Origin of the sequence: Pseudomonas sp. JV241A (assembly GCF_900275665.1) — a bacterium.
GTDB lineage: Bacteria > Pseudomonadota > Gammaproteobacteria > Pseudomonadales > Pseudomonadaceae > Aquipseudomonas > Aquipseudomonas wadenswilerensis.
Map to the genome: position 1 here is coordinate 327496 of NZ_OPYO01000013.1, position 17419 is coordinate 344914.

15 protein-coding genes are annotated in these 17419 nt (G+C 61.9%); 11 read left to right on the forward strand and 4 right to left on the reverse strand.

The annotated features are described in order from the left end of the window. Window positions 1-272 precede the first annotated feature (272 nt). Both JV241A_RS08165 and JV241A_RS08170 read left to right on the forward strand, forming a co-directional pair. The gene (locus tag JV241A_RS08165) at window positions 273-1208 is read left to right on the forward strand and encodes a chemotaxis protein CheV (protein WP_115086071.1); all 936 of its coding nucleotides are present in this window, start codon (window positions 273-275) and stop codon (window positions 1206-1208) included. A 40-nt stretch (window positions 1209-1248) separates the two neighbouring features. After that, entirely contained in the window at window positions 1249-2055 is an 807-nt protein-coding gene (locus JV241A_RS08170) for an MOSC domain-containing protein (RefSeq protein WP_134061907.1), read from the forward strand. A 236-nt stretch (window positions 2056-2291) separates the two neighbouring features. On the opposite strand, the gene JV241A_RS08175 is transcribed toward JV241A_RS08170, so the two are convergent. Further along, window positions 2292-4220: a transglycosylase SLT domain-containing protein gene (locus JV241A_RS08175; RefSeq protein ID WP_115086073.1), complete on the reverse strand. Its 1929-nt coding sequence runs from the start codon at window positions 4218-4220 to the stop codon at window positions 2292-2294. Between the two features lie 221 nt (window positions 4221-4441). Here JV241A_RS08175 and JV241A_RS08180 point away from each other — a divergent pair, with 221 nt between their 5' ends. Beyond that, window positions 4442-6361, forward strand: coding sequence for an ATP-binding cassette domain-containing protein (locus JV241A_RS08180; protein ID WP_115086074.1), 1920 nt, complete (start codon window positions 4442-4444; stop codon window positions 6359-6361). 45 nt (window positions 6362-6406) lie between these two features. On the opposite strand, the gene JV241A_RS08185 is transcribed toward JV241A_RS08180, so the two are convergent. Continuing rightward, window positions 6407-6850 (reverse strand): universal stress protein, encoded by a 444-nt coding sequence (locus JV241A_RS08185; protein WP_115086075.1) that lies wholly within the window; start codon window positions 6848-6850, stop codon window positions 6407-6409. Window positions 6851-6959: 109 nt separating this feature from the next. On the opposite strand from JV241A_RS08185, the gene JV241A_RS08190 reads away from it, so the two are divergent. The 7 genes from JV241A_RS08190 to JV241A_RS08225 all read left to right on the forward strand — a co-directional run bounded on the left by JV241A_RS08190 (window position 6960) and on the right by JV241A_RS08225 (window position 15279). Next, the gene (locus tag JV241A_RS08190) at window positions 6960-7397 is read left to right on the forward strand and encodes a hypothetical protein (protein ID WP_115086076.1); all 438 of its coding nucleotides are present in this window, start codon (window positions 6960-6962) and stop codon (window positions 7395-7397) included. 483 nt (window positions 7398-7880) lie between these two features. Next, the gene (gene fadB / locus JV241A_RS08200; protein ID WP_115086077.1) at window positions 7881-10028 is read left to right on the forward strand and encodes a fatty acid oxidation complex subunit alpha FadB; all 2148 of its coding nucleotides are present in this window, start codon (window positions 7881-7883) and stop codon (window positions 10026-10028) included. Window positions 10029-10059: 31 nt separating this feature from the next. Further along, window positions 10060-11235, forward strand: coding sequence for an acetyl-CoA C-acyltransferase FadA (gene fadA, locus JV241A_RS08205; protein WP_115086078.1), 1176 nt, complete (start codon window positions 10060-10062; stop codon window positions 11233-11235). 79 nt (window positions 11236-11314) lie between these two features. Then, window positions 11315-11566, forward strand: a complete 252-nt coding sequence (locus JV241A_RS08210) for a DUF1653 domain-containing protein (RefSeq protein WP_038999245.1) — start codon at window positions 11315-11317, stop codon at window positions 11564-11566. A gap of 100 nt (window positions 11567-11666) precedes the next feature. Next, window positions 11667-14279, forward strand: a complete 2613-nt coding sequence (gene topA / locus JV241A_RS08215; RefSeq protein WP_134061909.1) for a type I DNA topoisomerase — start codon at window positions 11667-11669, stop codon at window positions 14277-14279. A 194-nt stretch (window positions 14280-14473) separates the two neighbouring features. Further along, window positions 14474-14995, forward strand: coding sequence for a DUF6586 family protein (locus tag JV241A_RS08220; protein ID WP_134061911.1), 522 nt, complete (start codon window positions 14474-14476; stop codon window positions 14993-14995). A gap of 50 nt (window positions 14996-15045) precedes the next feature. Further along, window positions 15046-15279, forward strand: a complete 234-nt coding sequence (locus JV241A_RS08225) for a hypothetical protein (RefSeq protein WP_115086081.1) — start codon at window positions 15046-15048, stop codon at window positions 15277-15279. A 66-nt stretch (window positions 15280-15345) separates the two neighbouring features. Here the strand turns inward: JV241A_RS08225 and sulA are convergent, their stop codons facing one another. Next, the gene (gene sulA / locus JV241A_RS08230; protein WP_115086082.1) at window positions 15346-15840 is read right to left on the reverse strand and encodes an SOS-induced cell division inhibitor SulA; all 495 of its coding nucleotides are present in this window, start codon (window positions 15838-15840) and stop codon (window positions 15346-15348) included. A gap of 10 nt (window positions 15841-15850) precedes the next feature. Next, complete coding sequence (lexA, locus tag JV241A_RS08235; RefSeq protein WP_115086083.1) at window positions 15851-16459, reverse strand: transcriptional repressor LexA; 609 nt, start codon at window positions 16457-16459, stop codon at window positions 15851-15853. Between the two features lie 230 nt (window positions 16460-16689). On the opposite strand from lexA, the gene JV241A_RS08240 reads away from it, so the two are divergent. Further along, complete coding sequence (locus JV241A_RS08240) at window positions 16690-17403, forward strand: TetR/AcrR family transcriptional regulator (protein WP_115086084.1); 714 nt, start codon at window positions 16690-16692, stop codon at window positions 17401-17403. The last annotated feature ends 16 nt before the right edge of the window (window positions 17404-17419 follow it).

Genomic DNA, 17419 nt, shown 5'->3' on the forward strand with positions numbered 1-17419 from the left:
GTTCATGCAATGAGAATGGCGTCACATTAATGGCTTATGGATATTGCGAACATCAGGTCTCACCCGATTGTCACTAGGGGATTCCCTGATGGGGTGTCTTCGATACGACCCTTTGCGGGCGTTTGCGACAGCGGAGAGGTGAGTGCAGTAAAGCATGATGGTAAAATGACATCAATGGGCTGCAGAGCATTTTCTACAAGGGGTCAAGCTCTGTGGCAAGCGGCCGATACAGGGCCATTGGATTCATTTTTGACACACCTGGGGACTCTTCGATGGCTGGCATTCTCGACACGGTAGACCAAAGAACGCAGCTGGTGGGCGAGAACCGCCTGGAAATCCTGATGTTCCGCCTGGCTGGCCGGCAATTGTTCGCGATCAACGTGTTCAAGGTCCAGGAAGTGCTGCAGATGCCCAAGCTGACCCTGATGCCGCAGCGTCATGCGTATGTCTGCGGCGTGGTCAACCTGCGCGGGCAGACCCTGCCGGTAATCGACCTGTCCCAGGCCATCGGCATGCGCCCGCTGGAGCCGGGCCCGGGCAGCACCATCATCGTTACCGAATACAACCGTTCGGTGCAGGCCTTCCTGGTGGGCGGCGTCGACCGCATCGTCAACATGAACTGGGAAGCCATCATGCCGCCACCGACCAGTGCCGGTCGCCAGCATTACCTGACGGCGATCAGCAAGGTCGACGAGCAACTGGTGGAAATCATCGACGTCGAGAAGGTGCTGGCGGAAATCGTCCCCTACAGCGCCAAGGTGTCGCGCGACAAGCTCGAAGACCCGGTGCTGGCACGTGCCCGAGGTCGCGAAGTGCTGTTGGTGGACGACTCCACCGTGGCCCTGGCGCAGTTGCGTGACACTTTGTCGCAACTGGGGGTGAAGATGCACGTGGCCAGCGATGGCCTCAAGGCGTTGCGCATGCTCAAGGGCTGGGCCGATGCCGGCGAGGATGTCTGCGAGAAGCTGCTGATGGTCTTCACCGACGCTGAAATGCCGGAAATGGACGGCTACCGACTGACCACCGAGATCCGCAATGACCCGCGTCTGCGTGCGCTCTACGTGGTGCTGCACACCTCGCTGTCCGGCAGCTTCAACGAGTCGATGGTGAAGAAGGTTGGCTGCGACAACTTCCTCTCCAAGTTCCAGCCCGACAAGTTGGTCGATGTCGTGCGCCAACGGCTGATGCTGGATGAAGCCACGGCCTGAGTCGGTATAAGCTAGGGTTTTAACCGACACAAGGCAGGTCATGATGCGCCTGAGTGCGTTGTACCGATACCCGCTCAAATCAGCGCGCGGTGAGGCGCTGCAGACTTCCTCGCTGGACCTTCTGGGGTTGAGCGGGGACCGCCGCTGGCTGCTGGTGGAGCGTGACAATGGGCGCTTCCTGACCCAGCGCATGTACCCGCAGATGAGCCAGTTGGCGGCCTTGCACAACACCGATGGCAGCCTCACCCTGGCGGCGCCGGGTTACCCCGCATTGCACGTCGCCGTGCCGGAGCCGGATAACGACCTGCGCGGCATCACCATCTGGCGCGACAGCTTTCGCGTCCCGGATGCCGGGGACGCCGCTGCCCAGTGGCTCAGCGATTTCATCGGCAAGGACGTGCGCCTGGTGCATGTGCCCGAGCAACGCGCGCGCTATTTGCCCAGCGGTTATGGTTTGAACAGCGACCGCGTGGCGTTCGCCGATGGTTTCCCGTTGTTGCTGATCGGCCAGGCGTCGCTGGATGAACTGGTCGACAAGGTCGGGCGGCCGCTGGAGATGCTGCGCTTTCGCCCCAACCTGGTGGTGGAGGGCAGCGCGGCGTTCGCCGAGGATGGCTGGAAGCGCATCCGCATCGGCGCGGTCGAGTTCCGTGTGCTCAAGCCGTGCGAGCGCTGCATCATGACCACCATCGACCCGCAGACCGGCGAACGCAGCCCGGACCGTGAACCGCTGGCGACCTTGCGCACCTACCGGCAGAAGGAAGGGGATGTGCTGTTTGGCCAGAACCTGGTGGCGGATGGGGCAGGGGTGGTTGAGGTGGGGATGGCGGTGACGGTGCTGGAGTAGTTCGGCTGTGGACTTCTATCGCGGGGCAAGCCCGCTCCCACAGGAGTTGCACCATCCCTGAGGGCACTGCCAATCCTGTGGGAGCCGGACTTGCCGGCGATCGAGCGCGAAGCGGTCGTCATTCGGACAACGCCGAATAGGCTGGCTGGACTGACCTCATTGCTGGCAACGCCAGCTCCCACAGGTGCATGCAAATCTATTGTGGGAGCCGGCCTTGCCGGCGATGGGCTGGACGATCACTGATCGTCAAAATACCGCTCATGCCAGTCCACCAACGGCTGCGGCGAATTGAGCTTCTGCCCGTAGATCACCGAGTACGACAGTACGTTCTGCACATACTGGCGTGTCTCGTCGAAGGGGATCGACTCGACCCAGACATCGAAACTCAGGTGATCGGCACCGCGCAACCACTGGCGCACCCGGCCGGGGCCGGCGTTGTAGGCGGCGGAGGCGAGCACGCGGTTGCCGTTGAACTGGCTGTGCACCTGACTCAGGTAGGCGGCGCCCAGCTGGATGTTCTTGTCCGGGTTGAACACCTGGGCAGGCGTGGCCAGCGGGATGCTGAACTTGCGTGCGGTCTCCTTGGCCGTGGCCGGCATCAGTTGCATCAGGCCGCTGGCACCGACACTTGAGCGCGCATCTTCCATGAATGCGCTTTCCTGGCGGGTAATGGCAAACACCCAGCTCGAATGCAGGCCGCGTACTTTGGCTTCACGCACCAGGGTGTCGCGGTGGGCCATCGGGAAGCGGATGTCCAGGTCGTCCCAGTACTTGGCCTGGCTGATGGTCCGAATGGCCGGGAAATACCAACGCATGTCGTAGGCCAGCTTGGCCTGGGCGACCATCTCGTCACGGTTGAAATGACGGCTGACGTGGTACCACTCGCGACGCCCGTCGACGATCTGGCCGCGGGCGTGGAATTCCAGCGCGCGCTTGATCCCCGGGGTGTTGCGCACCTTGTTGACGAGCTGCTGGCTCAGCACCAGCGGCTTGTTGTTCAGCTGGTAAGGGGTTTGCGAGCGGTCGGCGGCGAGGAAGCCGTAGAAGTCGCGCTCGCGAGCCACGGTTTTGTACAGCAGCGGGATTTGCGGGTTCTTCGGCTGCGCAAGCTCCAGGCTGCGCGCCTGCCAGTAGCGCCAGCGGTTGCTGGTAGCGAGGTCTTGCGGCAGGCGCTTGGTCAGCTCATAGGCATCTTCCCAGCGGCCCAGGCGCAGCAGCAGGCGCAGGCGCCATTCGGTGACGGTGTTGTCACGCAGCTCCGGGTCGTAGCGGGTCATCAGGTCCAGCGCCCGCGGGTCGTAGCGACGCGCCAGGGTCAGGCCGATTTCGCGGGCGATGGCGACTTTCTCGTCGCGGGAGAAATGCATGCGGTTGGCGTAATCGTCAAGCAGGCTCATGGCCCGCTCCGGGTCCTGGCGGGCCAGGCGGCGCAGGCCGAGGCTGACCACGTCGGACATCGCCTCGTTGACCGGGGTGAAGCGTCCGGGCTGGTTGAGCAGTTCGGGCTTCTGCGCCACGTCGATCAGCAGGCGGCCCTGGGGTGCCAGGGTGTTGAGGCTTTTGACCAGGGTGTTGGCCAGCGCATAGTTGCGGGTTTGCGCAGCCAGCTTGGCGCGCTCCCAGCGTTTTTGCTCGGTCAGCTGGCCTTCGCCAGCCCAGCGATCGAACAGCGCATCGCAGGCTGCCGGTTGCGACTTGCCGACCAGCCAGAGTTTTTCTGCGCTGGCATAGCCTTCGGCGCGCTGGCCATGGCTGAGCTGGTACTGACCATTAAGGCAGTCCAGTTCGGTGAAGTTCAGTTTTGGATCGTAGTACTTGGTGAAGGGCGCCCAGTCACCGCGCTCGGCCAGCCAGCGCAACCAGCGCAGCTTCATCCAGTTGGCCTGGGGCAGGTCACCGTGGGCGGCGAGGAATTTCTCGATTTCGTCGTTACTGGCGGTTTTCAGCCGGGCGGTCAGTTCGTCGTAGGCCAGGTAGGGCGTTAACGGATAGTCGCGCAGGGCATCGGCATAACGCAGGTACGGACCCTTGTCGCCTTTGGCCAGGGCACGTTTGGCTTCATCGTAATATTGACGTTGCTGGGTGATGTCGGTGGCCTGGGCTACACCCACCGCCGAGGCAGTGAGAAGCAGGCTGGATACTAGGCGGAACAGGCGGCTGCGCATGAGACTTCCGGGCAGTTTGACCATGAAAAGTGACGGCGAAGCCAGCACTGTTGGAGTTGCATTGCCTTAGCTTAGCCGGTTGCAACAGGCGGATGAAAGCATTGTGCTTGTATCTGGTTGTAAAGAAGCGGCCTGTCGTCGGAAGGTGCCGTAGGGCGCGCTGCTTAATGTGAAGCCGGCTCAAGTCGGGTAGAATGCGCGCCCGGTTTTTGGAGAAGATCATGACCCTGCTCAAATTAAGCGATGTGTCCCTTGCGTTCGGCGCCACGCCGTTGTTGGACAAGGTGTCCTGGCAGATCGCCCGTGGTGAGCGGGTGTGCATCATCGGCCGCAACGGCACTGGCAAGTCGAGCATGCTGCGCCTGGTCAAGGGCGATCAGAAGCCTGATGAAGGCGACGTCTGGCGTGCCCCGGGCCTGAAGATTGGCGAGCTGCCGCAAGAATTGCCGGTGGCCGACGGCCGTACCGTGTTCGACGTGGTGGCCGAAGGCCTCGACGGCGTCGGCGCCTTGCTGGCCGAATACCACCACCTGAGCCAGAACATCCATACCGATGCCGACCTGGAAAAGCTCATGCACGTCCAGCACGACCTCGAGTCGCGCGATGGCTGGCGCCTGCAGCAACTGGTCGACAGCACCCTGAGCCGCTTGCAGTTGCCGGCCGACAAGACCCTGGCCGAGCTCTCCGGTGGCTGGCGCCGCCGCGTGCTGCTGGCCCAGGCGCTGGTGTCCGAGCCCGACCTGCTGCTGCTCGATGAACCGACCAACCACCTGGACATCGGCGCCATTGCCTGGCTTGAAGATGCCCTCAGCGGGTTTGGCGGCGCCGTGCTGTTCATCACCCACGACCGTTCCTTCCTGCAGAACCTGGCCACACGCATCCTCGAACTGGACCGCGGCGGCCTGATCGACTGGAACGGCGACTACGCCAGCTTCCTGGTGCACAAGGAAGCAGCGCTGGCGGCCGAAGAAACCGCCAACGCCCTGTTCGACAAGAAGCTGGCCCAGGAAGAAGTGTGGATCCGCCAGGGCATCAAGGCCCGGCGTACCCGTAACGAAGGCCGCGTGCGTGCCCTCAAGGCCCTGCGCGTCGAGCGCAGCGAACGCCGCGAGCGCCAGGGCAAGGCCAACATCATGCTCGATGTCGCGGAGAAATCCGGCAAGCAGGTGATGGTCCTGGAAAACGTCAGCTTCAACCATCCGGGCGGCCCGCAGCTGGTCAAGGACTTCTCCATGGTCCTGCAGCGCGAAGACCGCATCGGCCTGCTCGGCGCCAACGGTACCGGCAAGACCACCTTGCTCAAGCTGATGCTCGGTGATCTTGAGCCCACCAGCGGCAAGGTCGAGTCCGGCACGCGCCTGGAAGTGGCCTATTTCGACCAGCTGCGCCATCAGCTGGACCTGGAAAAAACCGTGATCGACAACTTGGCCGAAGGTCGCGACTTCATCGACATCGATGGCCAGAGCCGTCACGTGCTGAGCTACCTGGGTGACTTCCTGTTCAGCCCGCAGCGCGCCCGGACCCCGGTCAAGGCCCTGTCCGGTGGCGAGCGTGCGCGCCTGTTGCTGGCCAAGCTGTTCAGCAAGCCGGCCAACCTGCTGGTGCTCGACGAACCGACCAACGACCTCGACGTCGAGACCCTCGAGCTGCTCGAAGAAGTGCTGTCGGCGTTCAAGGGTACCGTGCTGATGGTCAGCCACGACCGGGCCTTCCTCGACAACGTGGTGACCAGCACCCTGGTGTTCGAAGGCGAGGGCAAGGTGCGCGAGTACGTCGGTGGTTACCAGGACTGGATCCGCCAGGGCGGTTCGCCGAAGTTGCTCGGTGTAACCGAGAGCAAGTCGGGCAAGTCCGAGCTCAACACCGCTGTGGTCGAGGCCGTGGCGCCTGCGCCGGTAGCGGCAGCAGCGGCTGAAGCACCGAAGAAAAAACTCAGCTACAAGCTGCAGCGCGAACTGGAAACCTTGCCGGGCCAGATCGACGCACTGGAGCAGAAGATGGCGGCGGTGCAGGAAGAGATTTCTGCCCCGGCCTTCTATCAGCGCCCGATCGAGCAAACCAGTGCCGTCCTGGCAAGCCTGGAGAAAATGCAGGCTGAACTGGATGTGCTGGTCGAGCGCTGGGCTGAGCTCGACAGCTGAAGGGCTGGGCCCGGCGCATGAATCTGCGCCGGGCCCGCCAGGGTTTTACTCGGCTTTTTTCTGCAGGCGTACCGCGAGCACATCGCAGGGTGCGCCATGCAGCACGTCGTTGGCGGTAGAGCCCAGCAACAGGGCCAGGCCGTGGCGGCCATGGCTGCCGACCACGATCAGGTCGCACTTCTGGTCCTTGGCCAACTGGTGGATTTCCTGGCGCGGCTGGCCGTAGGTCAGGTGCGAATCGCCGCGGTTGATTTCCGGGTACTTGTTGAACAGGCGTTCCATGCGCTCCTTGGCCTGGTCGAACTGTTGCTGTTGCAGCTGGGACAGGTCCATCGGCACGTCGCCGCCAAAGGCCATGGCCATGGGCTCGACAATGTGTACCAGGGATACCTTGGTACCGGCAGGCGTGGCCAATTCACGGGCGCGCTTGATGACCGGGTCGCATTCTTCGGTCAGGTCGACGGCAACCAGTATGTGTTCGTAGGGCATGAGAAGCTCTCCTGACAGTCGCGATAGTTAAAGTATGGTCGGTTTCAGGCTGATCGCTTCGAACCCCGGCTAACCAGCTCATTTGCAAAGCTTTATGGGAACAACAGATATGACGGTCTGGGTAGTGGTGTCAATCCTTGCGCTGATTCTCAGCCCCCTGGCCTGGCTGCGTCCTTCGCGCAAGCAGAGCGGCCAGATGGCCCTGCGCATGGAAGCCCGGCGCATGGGCCTGGCCATGCAGCTGGCGCCCCAGGAGTGGCCGCACTGGCTGCCCAAGGAGCCGCCAAGCCCCTGTGCACAGTACCTGCGGCCGCGGCGCCAGGGCCGTAGCGACAGCTGGTGCTACTGGCAGACCACCCCCGGTGTGTGGCTCAATCAGTGGCGCGAGCCCTGCACCGATGCGGTGCATGCCGAGCAGTTGGCGCGCTTGCCGGAGAGCGTCTACAAGGTCGAGGCGGGCCCGCAGATGGTTGCCCTGTACTGGGGTGAGCGGGGCGAAGCGGCTGTATTGCAGGATATTGCCGCGGTGCTCAAGGCCCTGGCCTGATCGCTATCAATAAAAAGCCCGATTCGCAGATCGGGCGGACAGGCCAGGCAGGCCGGCGTAATACTTCATCCCTCCCAGTGTAGCCATCGCGCAGCTATCTGCTGCAAATCTCCTCGCCGATTTCGCGTTGAACGAAGATCGACGCGTGTAAGCCATTGACCACTATCGCGTCACTGAATGGCGCGCCATCACCTGCGCGGCGGTTTGCCACCCTGTCAGCAGAAAATGACCGGAAAGTCGCGTTTTCACGCAGCTTTTGGGTATTTGACAACGGCGATCTTTTCGTTGAATGTGTGCATACCCAAATCAAACGGGCGTATGAATTGAGCGTTTGTATTGTCAGACGGCTCTTACAGAATCCCGACTATCGCGCTGGCGGGTGTGCCTGGAGCAAGGGTTCGGCAGCAACGGCCAAAGGCCGGCCGGCTCTTGCATCAGCGATCGGCGTGTACAGTTCAGCTTCCATATCGTGGAGATCAGTTGATGATTTACGAAGGTAAAGCCATCACGGTTAAGGCTCTTGAAAGCGGCATCGTCGAACTGAAGTTCGACCTCAAGGGTGAGTCCGTCAACAAGTTCAACCGTCTTACCCTGAACGAATTGCGTCAGGCTGTAGACACCATCAAAGCCGACGCATCGATCAAGGGCGTGATTGTCAGCAGTGGCAAGGACGTGTTCATCGTCGGCGCGGACATCACCGAGTTTGTCGATAACTTCAAGCTGCCCGAGGCCGAACTGGTCGCCGGCAACCTGGAAGCCAACCGGATTTTCAGCGATTTCGAAGACCTGGCCGTGCCGACCGTTGCCGCGATCAATGGCATCGCCCTGGGTGGCGGTCTGGAAATGTGCCTGGCTGCGGACTACCGCGTCATGGCCAGCAGCGCCAAGATCGGCCTGCCGGAAGTCAAACTGGGCATCTACCCGGGCTTTGGCGGTACCGTGCGCCTGCCGCGCATCATCGGTGCCGACAACGCTATCGAGTGGATTGCCGCCGGCAAGGAAAACCGTGCTGAAGACGCGCTGAAAGTCGGCGCCGTCGATGCCGTGGTTGTTCCTGAGCTGCTGCAGGCTGCGGCCCTGGACCTGATCAAGCGCGCCATCAGCGGCGAGCTCGACCACAAGGCCAAGCGCCAGCCAAAACTGGAAAAGATCAAGCTCAACGCCATCGAGCAGATGATGTCGTTCGAAACCGCCAAGGGTTTCGTCGCCGGTCAGGCTGGCCCGAACTACCCGGCGCCGGTCGAAGCGATCAAGAGCATCCAGAAGGCCGCCAACTTCGGTCGTGACAAGGCCCTGGAAGTCGAAGCCGCCGGCTTCGCCAAACTGGCCAAGACCTCGGTTGCCGAGAGCCTGATCGGCCTGTTCCTCAACGACCAGGAGCTCAAGCGCAAGGCCAAGGCCCACGACGAAATCGCTCACGACGTGAAGCAGGCCGCCGTGCTCGGCGCCGGCATCATGGGGGGTGGTATTGCCTACCAGTCGGCGGTCAAGGGCACCCCGATCCTGATGAAGGACATCAACGAAGCCGCCATCCAGCTGGGCCTGAACGAGGCTTCCAAGCTGCTCGGCAAGCGCGTTGAGAAGGGCCGCCTGACCCCGGCGAAAATGGCCGAAGCGCTGAATGCGATTCGCCCGACCCTGTCCTACGGCGACTTCGGCAATGTCGACATCGTTGTCGAAGCCGTGGTCGAGAACCCGAAGGTCAAGCAGGCGGTGCTGGCTGAAGTGGAAGGCCAGGTGAAGGAAGGCGCGATCCTGGCTTCCAACACCTCGACCATCTCCATCAACCTGCTGGCCAAGGCGCTCAAGCGTCCGGAAAACTTCGTCGGCATGCACTTCTTCAACCCGGTGCACATGATGCCGCTGGTCGAAGTCATCCGTGGCGAGAAGTCCAGCGAAGTGGCCGTCGCCACCACCGTGGCCTACGCCAAGAAGATGGGCAAGAACCCGATCGTGGTCAACGACTGCCCGGGCTTCCTGGTAAACCGTGTACTGTTCCCGTACTTCGGCGGTTTCGCCAAGCTGGTCAGCGCCGGTGTCGACTTCGTGCGCATCGACAAGATCATGGAAAAATTCGGCTGGCCGATGGGCCCGGCCTACCTGATGGATGTGGTCGGCATCGACACCGGCCACCACGGCCGTGACGTCATGGCCGAAGGCTTCCCGGACCGCATGAAGGATGACCGTCGCTCGGCCATCGACGTGCTCTACGAAGCCAAGCGCCTGGGCCAGAAGAACGGCAAGGGCTTCTATGCCTACGAGACCGACAAGCGCGGCAAGCCGAAGAAAGTCGCTGACGCGGCAGTCCTCGAAGTGCTCAAGCCGATCGTCTACGAGCAGCGTGAAGTCAGCGACGAAGACATCATCAACTGGATGATGATCCCGCTGTGCCTGGAAACCGTTCGTTGCCTGGAAGACGGCATCGTCGACACCGCCGCCGAAGCCGACATGGGCCTGGTCTACGGTATCGGTTTCCCTCCCTTCCGTGGCGGCGCGCTGCGTTACATCGACTCGATCGGTGTAGCCGAATTCGTTGCCCTGGCCGACAAATACGCCGATCTGGGTCCGCTGTATCACCCCACCGCGAAGCTGCGTGAAATGGCCAAAAATGGCCAGAGCTTCTTCGGTTAAGCGCCCAACGATATAGAGCGAGAGTGAATATATGAGCCTGAATCCAAGAGACGTGGTGATTGTCGACTTCGGTCGCACCCCGATGGGCCGCTCCAAGGGTGGCATGCATCGCAATACCCGCGCCGAAGACATGTCCGCGCACCTGATCAGCAAGGTGCTGGAACGCAACACCAAGGTCGACCCGAACGAAGTCGAGGACGTCATCTGGGGCTGCGTCAACCAGACCCTGGAGCAGGGCTGGAACATCGCCCGCATGGCATCCCTGATGACCCAGATCCCGCACACCGCCGCCGGCCAGACCGTCAGCCGTCTGTGCGGCTCGTCGATGAGCGCGCTGCACACCGCCGCGCAGGCGATCATGACCGGCAACGGTGATGTCTTCGTCGTTGGCGGTGTCGAGCACATGGGCCACGTCAGCATGATGCACGGTGTCGATCCGAACCCGCACATGTCGCTGTACGCCGCCAAGGCCTCGGGCATGATGGGCCTGACTGCCGAAATGCTCGGCAAGATGCACGGCATCAGCCGTGAGCAGCAGGACCTGTTCGGCGTGCGTTCGCACCGGCTCGCCCACAAGGCGACGGTCGAAGGCAAGTTCAAGGATGAAATCATCCCGATGCAGGGCTACGACGAGAACGGTTTCCTCAAGGTCTTCGACTACGACGAAACCATTCGCCCGGACACCACCCTGGAAAGCCTGGCTGCCCTCAAGCCTGCTTTCAACCCCAAAGGTGGTACCGTGACTGCCGGTACTTCGTCGCAGATCACCGACGGTGCCTCGTGCATGATCGTCATGTCGGCCCAGCGTGCCCAGGACCTCGGTATCCAGCCTCTGGCGGTGATCCGTTCCATGGCCGTGGCCGGTGTCGACCCGGCAATCATGGGCTACGGTCCGGTGCCGGCGACCCAGAAAGCGCTCAAGCGTGCGGGCCTGTCTATCGCCGATATCGACTTCTTCGAGCTCAACGAAGCCTTCGCCGCACAGGCCCTGCCAGTGCTGAAGGATCTGAAAGTGCTCGACAAGATGGATGAGAAGGTTAACCTGCACGGCGGCGCCATCGCCCTGGGCCATCCTTTCGGTTGCTCCGGTGCGCGGATTTCCGGCACTCTGCTCAACGTCATGAAGCAGAATGGCGGGACCTTCGGCGTTTCGACCATGTGCGTCGGCCTGGGCCAAGGCATCACCACCGTCTTCGAACGCGTTTAACCGTTCGCTGGATGGAAACCGGGGCCTGGTGCCCCGGTTTTTGTTTTTGCAGGAATTTTTTTTCAAGAGGGTGAGCAACATGCAGATACAACCAGGCGTATACCGGCATTACAAGGGGCCTGAGTATCGTGTGTTCGGCGCCGCGCGCCATTCCGAAACCGAGGAATGGGTGGTGTTCTACCAGGCCTTGTACGGTGAATTCGGCCTTTGGGTGCGACCGCTTTCGATGTTTCTCGAGTCGGTCGAGGTTGACGGCGAGCAAGTGCCGCGCTTTGCTTTGGTCAAGGCTGAAACCGGGCTGATTTCCGGGTCCGAAGCCAAGGGTGGCTAAAGCCCCGCGCTTGACCTCACTCTGTTGCCACTATATATAGCGGTGCCGCGTCAGGTACCTGCCGTGTTTTTATTTTCAGTATTCAGGAATTTTCCGATCCATGGGCAAATCGCTGGTCATTGTGGAATCCCCGGCTAAGGCCAAGACCATCAACAAGTACCTGGGCAGCCAGTACGTGGTGAAGTCGAGTATCGGCCATATCCGAGACCTGCCCACCAGCGGTTCGGCCAGCGCCAGCAAGGAGCCTGCCGCCAAGCGCGGCAAGGCCGCCGCGGGCGAGGCGCCGGCCCTGTCGCCGAAAGAGAAGGCGCGCAAGCAGCTGGTCGCGCGCATGGGTGTCGACCCTGACCACGGCTGGAAAGCCAAGTACGAGATTCTCCCGGGCAAGGAGAAGGTCATCGACGAGCTGCGTCGCCTGGCCAAGGATGCCGACACCATCTATCTCGCAACCGACTTGGATCGCGAGGGGGAAGCCATTGCCTGGCACCTGCGCGAAGCCATCGGTGGTGACGACAGCCGCTACAAGCGCGTGGTGTTCAACGAAATCACCAAGAAAGCTATCCAGGAAGCGTTCTCGCAGCCTGGCGAGCTGGATATCGACCGGGTCAACGCCCAGCAGGCGCGACGCTTCCTCGATCGCGTGGTGGGCTACATGGTCTCGCCACTGCTGTGGGCCAAGATCGCCCGTGGCCTGTCCGCCGGCCGCGTGCAGTCGGTAGCGGTGAAGCTGGTGGTCGAGCGTGAGCGCGAGATCCGTGCCTTCATCCCCGAGGAATACTGGGAAGTGCACGCCGACCTGGGTACTGCCAAGGACGCCAAGGTGCGTTTCGAGGTGGCCCGCGAGAACGGCGAAGCCTTCAAGCCGCTGAATGAAGCCCAGGCCATGGCAGCGCTGGCGCAGCTCAAGTCGTCCAGCTACACCGTGGCCAAGCGTGAAGACCGCCCGACCAGCAGCAAGCCGTCGGCGCCGTTCATCACCTCGACCCTGCAGCAGGCCGCGAGCAACCGCCTGGGCTTCGGTGTAAAGAAAACCATGATGATGGCCCAGCGTCTGTACGAAGCCGGCTACATCACCTACATGCGTACCGACTCGACCAACCTCTCGGTCGATGCGGTAGAAATGGCCCGCAGCTACATCGAAACCGAGTTCGGCAAGAAGTACCTGCCCGAAGCGCCGATCATCTACGGCAGCAAAGAGGGTGCCCAGGAAGCGCACGAAGCGATTCGTCCATCCGACGTCAACACCCATCCGACCAAGCTCAGCGGCATGGAGCGCGATGCCGAGCGTCTGTACGAGCTGATCTGGCGTCAATTCCTGGCCTGCCAGATGCCACCGGCGCAGTACCTGTCGACCACCGTCAGCGTCACCGCAGGCAACTTCGAGCTGCGTGCCAAGGGCCGTATCCTCAAGTTCGACGGTTACACCCGCGTGCTGCCGCAACAGAGCAAGCCGGGCGATGACGATGTGCTGCCGGAAATGAACCAGGGCGAAGTGCTCAAGCTGATCCAGATCGACCCAAGCCAGCATTTCACCAAGCCACCAGCGCGTTACTCCGAAGCCAGCCTGGTCAAGGAGATGGAAAAACGCGGTATCGGTCGTCCTTCGACTTATGCTGCGATCATCTCGACCATTCAGGATCGCGGTTATGTGACCCTGCACAACCGCCGCTTCTACTCCGAGAAGATGGGCGACATCGTCACCGAGCGCCTGTCCGAGAGCTTCTCCAACCTGATGGACTACGGCTTCACTGCCGGCATGGAAGAGAACCTCGATGACGTGGCCCAGGGCGAACGCGACTGGAAAAACGTGCTGGACGAGTTCTATGGCGACTTCAGCAACAAGCTGAAGCTGGCCGAAGACGGCGAGAAGGGCATGCGTGCCAACCAGCCGACCCTGACCAACATTGCCTGCAAGGAATGTGGCCGGCCGATGATGATCCGCACCGCCTCCACCGGCGTGTTCCTTGGCTGTTCGGGCTACAGCCTGCCGCCCAAAGAGCGCTGCAAGGCCACCGTCAACTTGGTCCCGGGCGATGAAATCGCGGCCGACGACGAGGGTGAATCGGAATCGCGGGTGCTGCTCAACAAGCACCGTTGCCCGATCTGCTCGACAGCCATGGATGCTTACCTGCTCGACGAGAAGCGCAAGCTGCACATCTGCGGTAACAACCCGGACTGCACCGGCTATGAAATCGAAGAGGGCAACTACCGCATCAAGGGCTATGAAGGGCCGAGCCTGGAATGCGACAAGTGCGGTAGCGAGATGCAGCTCAAGACCGGCCGTTTCGGCAAGTTCTTCGGTTGCACCAACGCCGAGTGCAAGAACACCCGCAAGCTGCTCAAGAGCGGCGAGGCGGCGCCGCCGAAGATGGATGCGGTGAAGATGCCGGAGCTCAAGTGCGAGAAAGTCAACGACACCTACGTGTTGCGTGACGGCGCTTCGGGGTTGTTCCTGGCTGCCAGTCAGTTCCCGAAAAACCGCGAGACCCGCGCACCGCTGGTGATCGAGATCATCCCGCACAAGGACGAGATCGATCCGAAGTACCACTTCCTCTGCGAAGCGCCGAAGAAAGACCCGGACGGTCGCCCGGCGGTGATCCGCTACAGCCGCAAGACCAAGGAGCAGTACGTGCAGACCGAGGTTGATGGCAAGCCGACTGGCTGGCGTGCGTTCTACGACGGCAATGCCTGGAAGGTCGAAGACAAGCGCTGATCGAGCTTGGGGCCGCTGTTCGCGGCCCATCGCCGGCAAGCCCGGCTCCCACAGGGAGTGCAATCGCCGCCGACTCTGTGGGAGCCGGCCTTGCCGGCGATCGACCGCAAAGCGGTCGCCATCTAGACTTGCAGTAGGGCAGGGCAATCCGTGACACTCACAGACCGCCTTGCAGCCTTTCGGAGGGCACCCAGATGGCCCAGGAACTCTACACCCGCACCAACCAGAAGATTTTCTTCGCAGGCCTGGCCCTCGAAGCCCTTGGCAAGGCGCAGGAGAGCCGGGCCATGAATGCCCAGGCGCTGATCCAGGCCGAGCGTGAATCGGCGCTGTTCCACCTCTACGGCGCGCTGTTGGGCTTATGTCACGAGATTGCCGGGTTTTACCGCTTATCCCAGGCGGGCGCTCCCCGTGCCGAGCTGCTGCTCACCCGCGAAGTCCTTGAAGCCATCGCCATCCCGGAAATGGCCGAACTGGTGGAACTGGCCGAACAACGCGAAACCTGGCTGGCGCAACTGCTCAGCGCTTATGCCGATTTGTTCCGACCGCCGGTCGCGAAAAAAGCGCCAAAAACCGACGTTACCCAGCCGCTGATCCAGGCGGTGAGCCTCGATGAAGCCGAGGCGCCAGCGCTGTCGCGTGAAGAGCTGGAAAGCTGGCGGCAGAATCTCAAGGGCCTCACGGTTCGTTTTCGTGAAGGCTTGAGTGAGTGCTGATTGGGGCGGTGGCTGGTACAATGCCGGCCTTTCGTGGAGAACAGCCCTTTATGCCAACGTCCTTTCTAGAAATTGTCGAGTTGCCTGATGGCCGGATCGAGCTGCGCCGCGCCGAGGACGAGGGTTCGTTGGTAACCCTGGATTTCTCCGAGGACGCCAAAGCCTTTTTGCAAGGTCAGCACGTGGAAGTGGCCAAGGCCATGCTCAGTGTTGGCGTGCAGATGGCTGGCAAGCTGGTAGAAGGCGAGATCGATCGCGATGAAGGGCCGCGAGTCCTGCACTGATCGCCTGTGCGGCTTCCTCATCCTGAGGAAACCTGGCGAAATCAACTGTTGAAACAGACCTGAGTATCAGCCGAGGCGGATGTTCAGGCTTTGTGCGTCTCCAGCGCGAGCTGCATTGCTCAGTTGCTGGCGGGCGCTGCTGCTGACGGTGTTGAGCCAGCTGACCACGGTGTGGCTACGGCCCAGGCGCAGGGCGTCGCAGGCCAGTTGCAGTGCGCTCTGGTTGCCGCGTGGTTGCAGCAGCAGGATGCGCTCACGGTTCAGGCCGGCCTCGCGCAGCCAGGCCTGAGTCAGGCTGGCGGGTGGGGCGATCAGGGTTAGCCAGCGGGCGTCATGTTCTTCGCTCAACTCGCTCAGTTCACGCAGCATCGGGGCCAGCAGGCTCTGGCAGCTACCCAGTGCGCCACGCAAAGACAGCTCGCTGAAAACCTGGGCCGCGCCGGGGTGGGGCGCTGGCTTGGCGTTTTTCAGTCCGGGCAGCACCGGCTGGGCCAGGAATGCTTCGAACAGTGGCAATTGTGCTTGCAGCGGTACGTTCTGTGACGCAGGGGGAAACTGCATGATGCCTCCTTTACCGGCGTATGACGCCGACACTCAAGCCCTCGATCACCAGCTCCTGGTCTTTCAGGTTGACTTCGATGGGGGCGAATTCGGGGTTCTCGGCAATCAGCCAGACCTTGCTGCCTTCGCGCTTGAAGCGCTTGACCGTGACTTCATCGCCAATGCGGGCAACGACGATCTGGCCGTTACGGGCTTCGCGGCAGGTGTGTACGGCCAGCAGGTCGCCGTCGACGATGCCGACGTCCTTCATGCTCATGCCGTGAACGCGCAGCAGGTAGTCGGCGCGGGGGTTGAAGAACGCCGGGTTGATGTTGCAGGATTCTTCGATGTGTTGCTGGGCGAGGATCGGCGCACCGGCTGCCACCCGGCCGATGATCGGCAGGCCGCTGTCGTCGGGCTTGGCTTCGAAGCCGGGGATGCGAATGCCCCGTGACGCCCCCGGGGTCATTTCGATCGCACCCTTGCGGGCCAGGGCCTTGAGGTGTTCCTCGGCGGCGTTGGGCGACTTGAAGCCCAGTTCCTGGGCGATTTCCGCGCGGGTCGGCGGGAAGCCGTTGTCTTCCAGGCAGCGTTTGATAAAAGCCAGAATCTCAGCTTGGCGTGGCGTCAGTTTTAGCATGTCGATCGCTCTGTCTTTTTATACAGTGACTGGGATTATATACAGTGGGTGGCAAGCTGCAAGCGCCAAGCTTCAAGAAACGGCGCATGGGTGCTCCTGCAGCTTGCAGCTTGTGGCTTGCAGCTATGGTTTAATACGTGACCGCATGGCCGCAAAACGGCTGCACGGACTTGACAAAACACCGCTTTGAAACGTATGTTTCAAACAAGTGTTTGTCAGGCGGAGTAGTCATGGCCCAGTCGGAAACCGTAGAACGCATTCTCGATGCTGCCGAGCAGCTGTTCGCGGAAAAAGGTTTTGCCGAAACCTCATTACGGCTGATCACCAGCAAGGCCGGCGTCAACCTGGCTGCGGTGAACTACCACTTCGGTTCGAAGAAGGCCCTTATTCAGGCGGTCTTCTCGCGCTTCCTCGGGCCTTTCTGCGCGAGCCTTGAGCGCGAGCTGGAGCGCCGCCAGGCGCGCCCCGAACAAAAGCCCACCCTTGAAGAGCTGCTGGAGATGCTGGTTGAGCAGGCGCTGGTGGTGCAGCCACGCAGCGGCAATGACCTGTCGATCTTCATGCGCCTGCTGGGCCTGGCCTTCAGCCAGAGCCAGGGCCACCTGCGGCGTTACCTTGAAGACATGTACGGCAAGGTGTTCCGCCGCTACATGCTGCTGGTCAACGAAGCCGCACCGCGTATTCCGCCGATCGAGTTGTTCTGGCGCGTGCATTTCATGCTCGGCGCCGCGGCGTTCAGCATGTCCGGGATCAAGGCGTTGCGCGCCATTGCCGAAACCGATTTCGGCATCAATACCTCGATCGAACAGGTCATGCGCCTGATGGTGCCGTTCCTGGCCGCCGGCATGCGCGCCGACAGTGGCGTCACCGACGAGGCCATGGCTGCCGCACAACTGCGCCCACGCAGCAAGTCCGGCAGCACCCCGGTCGCCGCCAAGGCCTGACGTCACGGCTGGGCGC

Coding starts and splice junctions, on each gene's coding strand:
- JV241A_RS08165 (WP_115086071.1), top strand. CDS start 273: ATGGCTGGCATTCTCGACACGGTAGACCAAAGAACGCAGCTGGTGGGC.
- JV241A_RS08170 (WP_134061907.1), top strand. CDS start 1,249: ATGATGCGCCTGAGTGCGTTGTACCGATACCCGCTCAAATCAGCGCGC.
- JV241A_RS08175 (WP_115086073.1), bottom strand. CDS start 4,220: ATGCGCAGCCGCCTGTTCCGCCTAGTATCCAGCCTGCTTCTCACTGCC.
- JV241A_RS08180 (WP_115086074.1), top strand. CDS start 4,442: ATGACCCTGCTCAAATTAAGCGATGTGTCCCTTGCGTTCGGCGCCACG.
- JV241A_RS08185 (WP_115086075.1), bottom strand. CDS start 6,850: ATGCCCTACGAACACATACTGGTTGCCGTCGACCTGACCGAAGAATGC.
- JV241A_RS08190 (WP_115086076.1), top strand. CDS start 6,960: ATGACGGTCTGGGTAGTGGTGTCAATCCTTGCGCTGATTCTCAGCCCC.
- fadB (WP_115086077.1), top strand. CDS start 7,881: ATGATTTACGAAGGTAAAGCCATCACGGTTAAGGCTCTTGAAAGCGGC.
- fadA (WP_115086078.1), top strand. CDS start 10,060: ATGAGCCTGAATCCAAGAGACGTGGTGATTGTCGACTTCGGTCGCACC.
- JV241A_RS08210 (WP_038999245.1), top strand. CDS start 11,315: ATGCAGATACAACCAGGCGTATACCGGCATTACAAGGGGCCTGAGTAT.
- topA (WP_134061909.1), top strand. CDS start 11,667: ATGGGCAAATCGCTGGTCATTGTGGAATCCCCGGCTAAGGCCAAGACC.
- JV241A_RS08220 (WP_134061911.1), top strand. CDS start 14,474: ATGGCCCAGGAACTCTACACCCGCACCAACCAGAAGATTTTCTTCGCA.
- JV241A_RS08225 (WP_115086081.1), top strand. CDS start 15,046: ATGCCAACGTCCTTTCTAGAAATTGTCGAGTTGCCTGATGGCCGGATC.
- sulA (WP_115086082.1), bottom strand. CDS start 15,840: ATGCAGTTTCCCCCTGCGTCACAGAACGTACCGCTGCAAGCACAATTG.
- lexA (WP_115086083.1), bottom strand. CDS start 16,459: ATGCTAAAACTGACGCCACGCCAAGCTGAGATTCTGGCTTTTATCAAA.
- JV241A_RS08240 (WP_115086084.1), top strand. CDS start 16,690: ATGGCCCAGTCGGAAACCGTAGAACGCATTCTCGATGCTGCCGAGCAG.